At 46.2% G+C, this 12,897-nt stretch carries 8 protein-coding genes; 2 read left to right on the top strand and 6 right to left on the bottom strand.

The window, feature by feature from the left end; translation table 11 throughout:
* Positions 1–327 precede the first annotated feature (327 nt).
* Together A8140_RS04630 and znuA are read right to left on the bottom strand one after the other, a co-directional pair.
* The gene (locus A8140_RS04630) at positions 328–3,708 is read right to left on the bottom strand and encodes an AraC family transcriptional regulator (RefSeq protein WP_033000429.1); all 3,381 of its coding nucleotides are present in this window, start codon (positions 3,706–3,708) and stop codon (positions 328–330) included.
* Positions 3,709–3,918: 210 nt separating this feature from the next.
* On the bottom strand, positions 3,919–4,800 hold the full coding sequence (znuA, locus tag A8140_RS04625; protein WP_005534219.1) for a zinc ABC transporter substrate-binding protein ZnuA: 882 nt from the start codon (positions 4,798–4,800) through the stop codon (positions 3,919–3,921).
* A gap of 78 nt (positions 4,801–4,878) precedes the next feature.
* Between znuA and znuC the strand changes: the two genes are divergently transcribed.
* A complete protein-coding gene (gene znuC / locus A8140_RS04620) occupies positions 4,879–5,667 on the top strand; it encodes a zinc ABC transporter ATP-binding protein ZnuC (RefSeq protein WP_005534221.1) in 789 nt (262 codons plus the stop codon).
* Complete coding sequence (gene znuB, locus A8140_RS04615; RefSeq protein WP_005534223.1) at positions 5,660–6,445, top strand: zinc ABC transporter permease subunit ZnuB; 786 nt, start codon at positions 5,660–5,662, stop codon at positions 6,443–6,445. Before znuC ends, znuB begins: the two co-directional genes overlap by 8 nt.
* A gap of 129 nt (positions 6,446–6,574) precedes the next feature.
* On the opposite strand, the gene sucD is transcribed toward znuB, so the two are convergent.
* From sucD to sucA, 4 genes are all read right to left on the bottom strand, one after another.
* Positions 6,575–7,447 carry a succinate--CoA ligase subunit alpha gene (sucD, locus tag A8140_RS04610; RefSeq protein WP_005436989.1) on the bottom strand — a complete coding sequence of 291 codons (873 nt, stop codon included), beginning with the start codon at positions 7,445–7,447 and terminating at the stop codon, positions 6,575–6,577.
* Positions 7,447–8,613, bottom strand: coding sequence for an ADP-forming succinate--CoA ligase subunit beta (gene sucC / locus A8140_RS04605; RefSeq protein WP_005426700.1), 1,167 nt, complete (start codon positions 8,611–8,613; stop codon positions 7,447–7,449). The genes sucD and sucC overlap by 1 nt, the downstream gene beginning before the upstream one ends.
* 205 nt (positions 8,614–8,818) lie before the next feature.
* Positions 8,819–10,027, bottom strand: coding sequence for a 2-oxoglutarate dehydrogenase complex dihydrolipoyllysine-residue succinyltransferase (gene odhB / locus A8140_RS04600; RefSeq protein ID WP_005426699.1), 1,209 nt, complete (start codon positions 10,025–10,027; stop codon positions 8,819–8,821).
* Between the two features lie 28 nt (positions 10,028–10,055).
* The gene (gene sucA, locus A8140_RS04595; protein WP_005426698.1) at positions 10,056–12,881 is read right to left on the bottom strand and encodes a 2-oxoglutarate dehydrogenase E1 component; all 2,826 of its coding nucleotides are present in this window, start codon (positions 12,879–12,881) and stop codon (positions 10,056–10,058) included.
* Positions 12,882–12,897 lie beyond the last annotated feature (16 nt).

Here is a 12,897-nt window from a genome sequence, read left to right as displayed (position 1 = left end):
GACACCCGTGGTATAGTCCCCCCGGCTATACCACGATATTTTTTTCTTCTCTTTCTTCATTCGCTTATCACTTTACGTCCTATAATCCCTAAACGTTTTCCTCGAAAAAAACCAATTATTCTCGTTGCCTATCGCAATTTTATATCGCCAATGTGCTACAAGTATTCCTCGTTAGATGGATCGAGCCTTTCATCCCGCATCTCGCCAGATTAAATCTGATTACCCTTCTACCTAGCATCCATATCGCGTTCTTTACGATACCGCTCGTCTTACAAGCGTAAAAAAGCCCAACTCTAATAGCTGGGCTAGATAAACTTTGAATTAGCACTATGGGCTTGTTTGGCTCTCTTGTGTCATCGCGAACTTAGACGGCGGTAACCCAAAGTGTAATTTAAACTTCTGGCTAAAGTAGGATGGGTCATTGAAGCCACAGTTGAAGGCAACTTCACTGATCTTCTCACCAGCTAGCAACTGCTCACATGCGGTCTCCAACCTGACTTCCGTTACATAATCTTTTAGTGTTCTGGACGACGCCGACTTAAATCGTCTCTGCAAGCTTCGCTCAGACATAAACAACATCTTAGCGGCAGATGCCGTACCAAACTCTGGGTCGTGGTAGTGCTCAGCCACTAACTGATACACTTTCATTAACCACTCTTGCTCAGGCGACATCTCTTCTTGTTGAGGTTGCTGTGTCTGAGCAAACTCAGGAAGCGCCTCCTCAACATGACTTGGCTCTTGAGCACATGGCCACGTAATCTCTATCTTATTTTGAGCATCAGAAGTGAACATCGATAAATGACCGCCACTGGCTGCAACTAATTGAGGCAGGTTATCCATACTTAAGTCAACATTGTTGGTGCTCGTTGGACGTATTGTCGATGCTTTACTTGGCAACTGAGTACCATGGTCAATGAAGCTCAGCGAGACAATATCATCGCCCTCTTCCAGTGTTAATTTAACCAACTGTCCCCGGAACGAGCGCTTGATGATGTTGGCAAAGATGCTGTTAAAAATGACATCAAGGTTGAAGCTCTCTAGTGAAATGCGGCTCGCCTTTTGCTCATCTTGCAGTTCGACATTAATGCCTGCTTTTGAAAAGTCCTCGCGCCAAACATCCACCACCGATTGGGTTATCTGACTTAAGTTGTAATTTTGACTGCCGCTGCTGGTGTCTTCAGGAGCACTTTTAAGCTCGTTCAATTGCCAGTAGGTCTTGGATAAATGGTCTTGAGTTACCGAATCCACATCACTAGGAAGCTTGTTCACGATCGAATCAATACTCGACTTTATCGATTGAGCAACATGATCCACCAGCAGGTTTCTTACCTGAATCTGCTTTCTCAATTGTTGGTTACTGGTCAACAGCACTCGACTTTGATGGCGCAGCTGGTTGGTTTTTAGCGTAACTTGAGCTGCCAGATCTCGGTTAGCTTGCAGCACATAGCGTGAGCGCGAGTACGTTAGAAGGGCAAGAACCGCAATAACAGCCAAGGTAAAACCCGATATGGCCAACTTCGATAGATACCATGGTTTAAGCACTGTAAATCTGGAATCTAATCCAATCAGACCCGAAGCCAGTTGTAAGTCATTACTAACCTGTAAGTGGTAATCGCCAGAATTAAGGTGTTCTAACGTTAATTGCCCACCTTCTAACGTTTGCCATTTTTCACTTTCATTTAAGCGATAATACAAATTCTGATTGTCAGGCTTGGGCATCACACCAAAAAGGAAACTAAGGGACGACCCATAAGGCAGCTTCATCTCTTCTAAGTCGGCACTACCCACTTGCATCACTTCATTTTCCAGCATGACTTGGCTAACAATAAGCTTAGATTCTGGCGTGTTAGATACCAGCAATTTAGACGAGTCAACTTTAACTAACCCATACTGAGAGCCAAAGATAAGTTGGCGATCACTATCTTCAGCACGACGGATAACATTACAAATGCCTGGTAAGAATTCATTATTGATAAGGCCCGATGAAGAAGAGTAATGCTTCATGAGCTGCCCAGATAAATGGTAGTAACTTAAGCCAACAGAAGAAGCAAGCCACACCCCTTCCGAATCACTAAGCAAACAAGCTGGGCGAGAGTTTGCGACACTCATCTCCATCACTTGTTTTTCACTGCTGCCCGGAATGGTTCTGAAAACGCCATAGGCGGAAGCAAACCACTGTGAGCCATCATTTGCGGTAATAATATCGAGTGATTCACCGTACTTTTCTGAAAAGTGGTTAAAGCGAATTCGCTCTCCGTCATACTCGTAAACGCCGTGGTCTGTCCCTATCAGCAGCAACTCTTCCTTGTCGTACAGACGCGTAATCTTCGCGGGTAAGAACTTACTCACTAACCATTCGCTGCCAAAATTTCTCATAGCCTGGTTAACAGCATCAATATTAAATAGCTGATAACCACTGGATATCCAAAGGCGATTCGGGCCATCAGCGGTAATATGATCGATTGTCTTGCCTGCGATGACTTGCAGGTAAGGGAATGTCACCTGCTGTAAGTTTTTCAGGCTATATATTTCCAAACCCGTGGACGTAGCAACCCAGAGCCTTTCTCCCTGAAAAGCAAATTCGTTAATTTGTGACGACACATTCAACACATCGGTAATACTGCCATTGTTCGAGCGATACAACTTATGATCGTCCGCAAACCAAAGTGCCCCATCGGGTCCGGTAAGCGTCTGCCGAATACGACCAGAGAGCATTTGTTGGTCATAACTACTGAACGTGATTCGCTCAAACTTTTTACTAAACAGAGAGTAATAGCGAATGCCTTGGTTGGTGGCAATCCACATTCCCCCCATATTATCGTTCAGCAACGAGTAAATTTTGGTACTGGCGAGCTCTAGCTCCAGAAAACTTGCTGGTGTCACTTGGGTTACTTCGCCAGTTAAGAAGGAATACAAATAAAGACCTTGCTCTGTCCCTACCCAGTATTCTTGATTGGTTTCAGCAAAGGTTAAGACATGAGAAGCGCCAATTCGAATAACAGGTTTGCCTGGCTCATAGATATTAAATATCAACGCGCCTTTTAAAGTGCCGACTAAGATTTCACGACGAGTATGGGAGTAATACACTTTCTCAATGTAATTTTTGCCCGATGAGACAACATGATTAAACTTGCTGCCCTCTGATAGGTATACGCCTGAAGTCGTCGCCAACGCCCACTTGGTTTCGACAAAGATAGCGTCATTAATATAGACGTAACTGTTGTTGCTATGCTGATAGAGCTGTAATAGAGAAAAGGAGTTCAGTTCGCTGGTTTCAACATTATAGGTATAGAACTGCACACCATCACTGACCCAAATATAGTTCCCGGATGAGCCTATCTTACGGATCTGAGAGCCTGGGTTGAGGCTAAAGACTAAACGACGTTCTTGGTTCGGGTAAGTTTGATAAACCTCGTTTTCAATAAATGTCCAAAATGAGCCTTTGTGGTAAGCCAGCTGCTCTACTTTGTTTCTGAGAAAGCTACCGGATTTTGGCAGTGTGGTTTGGCCATCATAGAACAGAACACGACCATGAACATCATGGATCCAGAGCCCACCTTGTTCACCGGGGAACAATTTTTTCGCTGCAATAAAAGTGCCCTTAACCTGATTCGGCAAAGGGTAAAAGATCGCATTCGCTTCACTTGAAGCAATTGCTTGAAATGAGAGGATAAAAACCCAAAAAAGTAGGGCTAATTGGCGCAGCAAGATAAAGTCCTTACATGTATCAATACTTGCGGCCTCATCATCCACTCAGGCTTTCAATGGCTGAGTGTGTGTGGTTATTTCGAGCCGCTAATTATTGATAATGATATCTCAAATCCTTTGATAGGAAAGACTCACTGCGCCTAAGGGTTGCAATTCTTACTGCTAGATCACGTTAAAAACAGATCTGATGCAAGAAGCACATCACAATTGTTACTTTTCGCTCAAACACTGACTAAAGCTATTCGACATACCTTGAAGAAATTCAAAGTAACTGCCTGACTTTACGTCAATATCACTACCTAACGGATCAAGAGTACCCGTGTTTACGTCACTACCGCGCATAACACTCTCAATCACAGCCGGAGTAAATTGAGGCTCTGAGAACACACAGGCAACATCACCAGTGCCAAGTGTTTTACGAATATGAATCAGCGTTTTCGCACCAGGTTTTCGATCAGGAGAGACGGTAAAGTGACCCATTTGATTTAGATCGTAGCGCTCTTCAAAATAACCGTAGGCATCGTGGAATACAAAGTAACCTTTGTCTTTCACTGGTGTAAGTTGCTGTTTAATTTCTGCGTCTGTCGCTTTCAACTGGACTTCAAACTTGTTTAAGTTTTCCGCATAAGTTGCAGCGTGTTCAGGGTCGATTTCAGCCAACTTGTGAGCAATAGCATTCGCAACTTGTTGAACGGTTTCAATACCTAGCCAAAAGTGAGGATCGTGAGTACCATGGTGATGTCCATCGTGGTCATGAGCATGTTCACTACCAAACTTGCGTAATGACAAATCTGGAATTTCACTAATCGTTAACGTGTTACCTTTGTCCGTCACGACTTTCTCTAGAAACGATTCGAGGTCATGCCCGTACCAAATGACAAGATCCGCCGCTGCGACTTTCTTTACATCAGATGGACGCAGAGCGTAGTCATGAGGCGAAGCGTTGTTTTGAAGCAGAACGTCTGGTTTCGTTACACCTTCCGTTAGCTCGGTTGCGATCATTTGAATCGGTTTAATACTGGTTAACACAGTGACTGCGTGAGCAGGTAAGGTTAACATTGCTGTAGCAGCAAGAATTATAGCTCTTTTCATAGTTTTACTTGGGGTATGGCGTGGAAAGTGAGATAATGTTACATTATAACATTATCACTTTGCAAATGAGTTTCATTCATGTCTTCACTAGTCCGTCTTGAGCAACTGTGCGTCGAGTTTGACGAACGTAGAGTTCTCGACAATGTCACTATGGAATTAGAAAAGGGCAAGATCACCACCCTAATTGGTCCCAATGGAGCGGGAAAATCGACGTTAGTTAAGGTTATTCTAGGTCTCCAGAAGCCGACCAGCGGTACATTAACCAAACAGCGTAAGCTGAAAATTGGCTATGTCCCTCAAAAACTGAAACTCAACGACTCTCTCCCGTTGAACGTGATTCGCTTTTTAAACCTCGCAGGTAAATATAGCAAGCAAGAGTGCCTTGATGCGTTGCGCCTTGTCGGCGCTGAGCACCTGATCGCAAGTAACATGCACCGTCTATCTGGTGGTGAAAATCAGCGTGTACTTCTAGCACGAGCACTCCTTCAACGCCCAGAACTTCTCGTTTTGGATGAACCCGCTCAAGGTGTCGATGTTCAAGGCCAAATAGACTTATATGACCTGATTGAAAGCATCCGCCATCGCTTTGATTGTGGTGTGTTTATGGTTTCACACGACCTACATTTAGTCATGGCTAAGACCGATGATGTGATTTGTTTGCATCACCACGTGTGCTGTTCAGGCTCGCCAGCAACCATTACTCAGCATCCTTCTTACATTGCTCTATTTGGCAATGCTACCCGTGAGTCTCTAGCGTTTTACCACCATGACCACGAACACCACCATCACGATTTAGCTGGCTCACCAGTCACTGGCGACGCTATCTCTTGCTCAAACCACGCTCACGGACATCACCATCATGATTGAGTTTTTACTGCCTTCAATATTGGCCGGCATTGGTATCGCACTTATCGCAGGTCCACTTGGCTCATTCGTGGTGTGGCGCAAAATGGCTTACTTTGGTGACACACTCGCGCACGCGTCTTTAATGGGGCTGGCGCTTGGCTTTCTACTAGACATCAACCTATATCTTGCTCTGCTCGTTTGCTGTCTTGCATTAGCGGTACTGCTAGTGACACTTCAAAAGCAACAGCTTGTCGCGACGGATACATTGCTGGGCATTTTGGCTCACAGTGCTTTGTCGATTGGTTTGGTCTCTGTCAGCTTCTTAGACAATGTTCGCGTCGATCTAATGAGCTATTTATTTGGTGACCTATTGGCGGTATCACCTCAAGATCTGATGTTCATCTACGCTGGTGTACTCGCAGTTAGTGCATGCTTATATCTTTTCTGGCGTCCACTACTGTCTAGTACCGTGAGTGAAGAGCTTGCTGCTGTGGAAGGTGTGAATACCGATTTAGTACGTCTAGTTCTGATGCTTATGGTTGGTGTAGTGATCGCTGTCGGGATGAAGTTTGTGGGTGCGCTGATCATGACTTCACTACTGATTATTCCTGCGGCAACGGCTCGTAAAGTCTCTTCTTCACCAGAGCAGATGGCGCTGTTTGCATCGATCATTGGTTCTATCGCGGTGTTGATGGGACTGAGCCTGTCTTGGCATTTCGATACTCCAGCGGGTCCCTCTGTCGTAATCAGTGCCACATTCTTATTCATGCTTAGCCAACTTATTAGCCGCAAAGCATAGCCCTAGCGTTTAATACAACCCACCACATGCTTGAGACAAAAATCAAAGCAAGATAAAAAAGCTGGGACAGAAAAAGAAAAGCCTGCGAAAATCGCAGGCTTTTTAATACTTATAGTGTGGCTTGGTTAATTACCAACCAGTCACTTCACGTAGACCTTTACCAATCTCAGCTAGAGATTTCACAGTCTTAACGCCAGCTGCTTCTAGTGCTGCAAATTTGTCTTCTGCAGTACCTTTACCACCAGAGATGATTGCACCTGCGTGACCCATACGCTTACCAGGAGGAGCAGTAACACCCGCAATGTAAGAAACCACTGGCTTCGTTACGTTTTCTTTGATGTAAGCTGCTGCTTCTTCTTCCGCAGTACCACCGATCTCACCAATCATTACGATTGCTTCTGTTTCAGGGTCTTCTTGGAAAAGCTTCAGGATGTCGATGAAGTTTGAACCTGGGATTGGGTCACCACCGATACCAACACACGTTGACTGGCCAAAGCCCTCATCAGTCGTTTGCTTAACCGCTTCGTACGTTAGTGTACCTGAGCGAGAAACGATACCCACTTTACCTTTCTTGTGGATGTGACCAGGCATGATACCGATCTTACACTCATCAGGAGTGATAACACCCGGACAGTTAGGGCCGATCATGCGAACGCCAGTTTCTTCTAGCTTCACTTTTACGTCGATCATATCTGTCGTTGGGATGCCTTCAGTGATCGTTACGATAAGCTCGATACCCGCGTCGATCGCTTCTAGGATTGCATCTTTACAGAATGGTGCCGGAACGTAGATAACTGTTGCCGTAGCGCCAGTCACTTCTACCGCTTCACGTACCGTGTTGAATACAGGAAGACCAAGGTGAGTTTGACCACCTTTACCCGGAGATACACCACCAACCATTTGTGTACCGTAAGCAATTGCCTGCTCTGAGTGGAAAGTACCTTGACCACCAGTGAAGCCCTGACAGATTACTTTAGTGTCTTTGTTAATTAGTACAGACATTATTTAGCCTCCGCAGCAGCAACAACTTTCTGAGCAGCATCTGTTAGCGACTCAGCAGCAATGATATCAACATCAGAATTAGCAAGAACTTCGCGACCTAGGTCAGCGTTAGTACCTTCTAGACGAACAACAACAGGTACCGTTACACCAACTTCTTTCACTGCACCGATGATGCCTTCTGCGATCATGTCACAACGAACGATACCGCCAAAGATGTTTACTAGAACCGCTTTCACGTTGTCATCAGATAGGATGATTTTGAATGCTTCTGCTACACGTTCTTTTGTTGCGCCGCCACCTACGTCTAGGAAGTTAGCAGGCTTACCACCGTGTAGGTTTACGATGTCCATTGTACCCATAGCTAGACCCGCACCGTTAACCATACAGCCAACGTTGCCATCCAGTGCCACGTAGTTCAATTCCCACTGAGCTGCGTGCGCTTCACGCTCGTCTTCTTGTGAAGGATCGTGCATTTCACGAAGCTTCGGCTGACGGTATAGCGCGTTTGAGTCGATGTTGATCTTACCGTCAAGACATAGCAGGTTGCCTTCGCCAGTAATAACCAGTGGGTTGATCTCTAGTAGCGCTAGGTCGTACTGAGAGAACATAGTGCCAAGACCCATGAAGATCTTAACAAATTGTTTGATTTGGTCACCTTCAAGACCAAGTTTGAACGCTAGCTCGCGACCTTGGTAAGCCTGAGGGCCTACTAGTGGATCGATTGCTGCTTTGTGAATTAGCTCCGGCGTTTCTTCCGCAACTTTTTCGATTTCCACACCACCTTCAGTCGAAGCCATGAAAACGATCTTACGAGTTGCACGGTCAACAACCGCACCAAGGTAAAGTTCGTTAGCGATGTTAGATGCTTCTTCTACAAGGATTTTAGTAACAGGCTGACCATTTGCGTCTGTTTGGTAAGTCACCAAGTTCTTACCTAGCCATTTTTGTGCGAATTCTTTTACGCCATCTTTTGTATCGTGTAGCTCAACGCCGCCCGCTTTACCGCGGCCACCAGCGTGAACCTGACATTTTACAACTTTCTTTTCAGTAGTGATGCGACCTGCTGCTTCGAAAGCTTCTTGTGGCGTATCACATGCGTAGCCTTCCGGTACAGGCAAACCGAATTCTGCAAACAGCTGTTTGGCTTGGTATTCGTGCAAATTCATTTTGATATTCCGTTTGTTTATCCCTTAAGGGATTTATTATTTCCATAACGCCGCATCGATGCGGTACGTCTGTAGGGTCTTCTCAAATCAACTGCTTATAAGTTTATATCGGGGGCAGTTCAAATGAAGGCCAGACGCTGAGCCAGTCTAGCCTCGGATGCTGTAGACGTCGAGCTATCAAGGACAACTCGACGTTTTAGCGATATTAAACGTCTAATAGCAGACGCGCTGGATCTTCTAGTAGCTCTTTAATGGTTACTAGGAAACCCACTGACTCACGGCCATCGATCAAACGGTGGTCGTAAGATAGTGCTAGGTACATCATTGGTAAGATTTCTACTTTGCCGTCAACCGCCATTGGACGCTCTTGGATTTTGTGCATGCCCAAGATTGCCGATTGTGGTGGGTTGATGATTGGCGTAGACATCAATGAACCAAATACACCACCATTAGTGATAGTGAAGTTACCGCCCATCAACTCATCAACCGTTAGCTTGCCGTCACGGCCTTTGATTGCTAGCTCTTTGATGCCTTTTTCGATGTCAGCAAAACCTAGTGTGTCGCAGTCTTTTAGAACTGGCGTCACTAGACCACGTGGCGTAGAAACCGCCATGCTGATGTCAAAGTAGTTGTGGTAAACGATGTCATCACCATCGATAGATGCATTCACTTCTGGGTAACGTTTTAGTGCTTCAGTTACTGCTTTCACGTAGAAAGACATGAAGCCAAGACGAGTACCGTGACGCTCTTCGAACTGGTCTTTGTATTGCTTACGAAGGTCCATGATTGGCTTCATGTTCACTTCGTTAAACGTGGTTAGCATTGCCGTGTTGTTCTTCGCTTCTAGAAGACGGTTTGCTACTGTCTTGCGCAGACGCGTCATTGGTACACGCTTTTGGCTACGAGCCGCTGCAGGCGCTTCAACGGCTGCTGGAGCTTCTGCTTTCGGTGCCGCTTTTGCGTTTGCAAGATGTGCTTCAATGTCTTCGCGAGTAATACGACCGCCAACACCAGAGCCTTTCACTTGGCTAGCTTCAAGACCGTGCTCAGCAAGAAGACGACGAACTGCTGGGCTTAGCGCATCGTTGCTTTCTTCTGTTAGCGTTGCTTTATGACGCTTATCAGGAGACGCTTCTTTGTCTTCTGTTGAATCTGTTGTTGGTTCGCCTGCTACTGCGCCTGGCTTAAGCTTCGCGATCAACTGCTTAGAAAGTACTGTTGCACCTTCTTCTTCAATAATGGCTTCTAAAACGCCCGCTTCCGGAGCCGGTACTTCAAGCACAACTTTATCGGTTTCGATATCAACCAGAACTTCATCACGCTCGACTACGTCGCCTGGTTGTTTGTGCCATGTCGCTACGGTTGCGTCAGCAACTGATTCAGGTAAATCTGGAACCAGAATTTCAATTGTCATATCTGTTTCTTCCTTTAACTTCTAGTTCTTAATTCGAAGTTTTTGAGTTCACGTTCAGAGCGTCTTCAACCAACGCTTTTTGTTGTTTCAAGTGCACCGACATGTAGCCTACTGCTGGCGAAGCAGAAGCTGGGCGACCTGCGTATTTAAGATCTGCGCCTGCTGGAATAGCAGCACGGAAGTTGTGTTGGCTACAGTACCAAGCACCCTGGTTTTGAGGCTCTTCCTGACACCACACGAAATCTTCAACATTCGTGTATTGCGCGATAGCGGCCTGAACTTCATCCATTGGGAATGGGTAAAGCTGCTCGATACGCACAATAGCAACATCATCTTGTTCGTTGTTGCGACGCTGTTCTAGAAGGTCGAAATAAACCTTACCTGAACAGAACACAACACGTTTCACTTTGCTTGGATCCAGATTATCGATCTCTGGAATCGCTGGTTGGAATGTGCCTTCAGAAAGCTCTTCCAATGACGATGTACAAAGTGGATGACGCAGTAGCGACTTAGGTGACATAACAATCAGTGGACGACGCATAGGACGCACCACCTGACGACGGATCATGTGGTAAACCTGTGCTGGTGTAGATGGCACTACAACCTGCATGTTTTGTTCAGCACATAATTGTAGGTAACGCTCTAAACGCGCAGATGAGTGCTCAGGGCCCTGACCTTCGTAACCGTGTGGCAATAACATAGTTAGACCACATAGACGAGCCCACTTTTGCTCACCCGATGAAATGAATTGGTCAATCACCACTTGTGCACCGTTCGCGAAGTCACCGAACTGTGCTTCCCAAATGGTCAAACCGCTTGGTTCTGCTGTTGCGTAACCATATTCAAACGCCAATACAGCTTCTTCTGACAACACTGAGTCAAAGACTTGGAATGGACCTTGTTTGTCATGAATATTCGCCAACGGAATGTAGGTGCTTGCGTCGTTCTGGTTATGCAGAACTGAGTGACGGTGGAAGAAAGTACCACGCCCAGAGTCCTGACCAGAGATACGGATACGCTTGCCATCATCAACTAGAGTTGCGTACGCCAACGTTTCAGCCATACCCCAATCGAGAGGCTTCTCACCGCTGATCATTGCCGAACGATCGTTGTATAGCTTGTTTACACGGCTTTGTAGCTTATGACTATCTGGGTATTGGATTAGGCGCTGACCCAACTCTTTCAAGCGAGTTGAATCGAATGTGCTATCCCAAGAAACATCCCAGTCATGGCCGAGGTACGGTGACCAGTCAACAGAGTGTAGAGCCATTGGGCGCCACTCTTTAACCACGACTTCGCCTTTGTCTAGCGCGTCGCGGTACTCGTTAACTAACTGAGTCGCCACTTCGATATCTGATTCGTTTTTGTCGATCAGAACATCAGCGTAGAGTTTACGAGGCGTTGGGTGTTTCTTGATTTTTTGGTACATCAACGGCTGAGTTGCATTCGGCTCATCCGCTTCGTTGTGACCATGACGACGGTAACAAACCAAATCAATCACAACATCGCGTTTAAACTCGTTACGGTAATCCAGTGCAATGCGCGTTACGAAAGCAACCGCTTCTGGATCGTCAGCGTTAACGTGGAAAATTGGTGCCTGTACCATCTTCGCGATGTCAGTACAGTACATGGTCGAACGTGTATCGCGAGGGTTCGAAGTCGTGAAACCAACTTGGTTGTTCACAACAATACGAACTGTACCGCCAACGCAGAAACCACGTGCAAGAGACATGTTGAACGTCTCTGCTACCACACCCTGACCTGCGATTGCGGAGTCACCGTGGATAGTGATAGGTAGTACGCGGCTGCCATCAAAGTCACCTAAGCGATCTTGACGAGCACGAACTGAACCAATAACTACTGGGTTTACAATCTCAAGGTGAGATGGGTTGAAGGCTAGCGCTAGGTGAACATCACCACCCGGCGTTGCAAAGTCTGCAGAGAAACCTTGGTGGTACTTAACATCGCCCGTACCCCATGTTTCATCATGCTTACCCGCAAACTCATCAAACAAATCTTGTGGCTTCTTACCAAGAACGTTAACAAGCATGTTCAAACGTCCACGGTGAGCCATACCGATAACCACTTCACGCATGCCGCTTGTACCAGCATGACGGATCAGCTCTTTTGTCATCGGAATCAGTGCATCACCACCCTCAAGCGAGAAACGCTTCGCACCAGGGAATTTTGCACCCAAGTAACGCTCAAGACCTTCAGCAGCCGTTAGCTCCTCAAGGAATGTACGTTTTTCGTCTTTATCGAAAGATGGCTGACCAACGACAGACTCTAAACGTTGTTGGATCCAACGCTTTTGCTCTGTGTCTGTCATGTGCATATATTCTGCACCGATAGAACCACAGTAAGTCTTCTTCAGTGCTGAGTAGATATCTTTCAACTGCATCGTCTCTTGGCCAATGGCAAAAGAACCTACGTTGAAAGTTTCTGCGAAGTCATCTTCGGTGAGATTGTGGAATGCGGGGTCTAGCTCCGCCACAGGTGGACGTTGCCATAGACCTAGAGGATCGAGTTCGGCAGCTTCATGACCGCGGAAGCGGTATGCGTTGATAAGCTGTAGAACTTTTACTTGCTTAGCGTCGACATCTGGATCACTAACTTGGACACTGTAATGCTTTGTTTCTTGAGCGAGTCGTCGGAAGTAGTCACGGACACGCGAGTGCGGCTGTTCAGCCACTTCTTCTGAGTTCTTAGGCAACTCATCAAATACGCGTTTCCACTCCTCACTTACCAAATCGGGATCACTTAGATACAGTTCGTAGAGGTCCTCTACATACGTTGCATTGGCGCCAGCCAAGTGTGAAGACTCGAGCCATGCCTTCATCACGCCGTTGTGCATATTTTCCCTTAACCAG

It is taken from the genome of Vibrio campbellii CAIM 519 = NBRC 15631 = ATCC 25920 (genome assembly GCF_002163755.1).
In the GTDB taxonomy this organism is placed as follows: Bacteria; Pseudomonadota; Gammaproteobacteria; order Enterobacterales; family Vibrionaceae; genus Vibrio; species Vibrio campbellii.
This window is presented reverse-complemented; position numbering and strand designations above follow the sequence as displayed.

Bases quoted from the DNA above. Each gene is read 5' to 3' on its own strand.
- znuC (WP_005534221.1), top strand. From the start codon at position 4,879: ATGTCTTCACTAGTCCGTCTTGAGCAACTGTGCGTCGAGTTTGACGAA.
- znuB (WP_005534223.1), top strand. From the start codon at position 5,660: ATGATTGAGTTTTTACTGCCTTCAATATTGGCCGGCATTGGTATCGCA.
- sucD (WP_005436989.1), bottom strand. From the start codon at position 7,447: ATGTCTGTACTAATTAACAAAGACACTAAAGTAATCTGTCAGGGCTTC.
- odhB (WP_005426699.1), bottom strand. From the start codon at position 10,027: ATGACAATTGAAATTCTGGTTCCAGATTTACCTGAATCAGTTGCTGAC.
- sucA (WP_005426698.1), bottom strand. From the start codon at position 12,881: ATGCACAACGGCGTGATGAAGGCATGGCTCGAGTCTTCACACTTGGCT.
- znuA (WP_005534219.1), bottom strand. From the start codon at position 4,800: ATGAAAAGAGCTATAATTCTTGCTGCTACAGCAATGTTAACCTTACCT.
- sucC (WP_005426700.1), bottom strand. From the start codon at position 8,613: ATGAATTTGCACGAATACCAAGCCAAACAGCTGTTTGCAGAATTCGGT.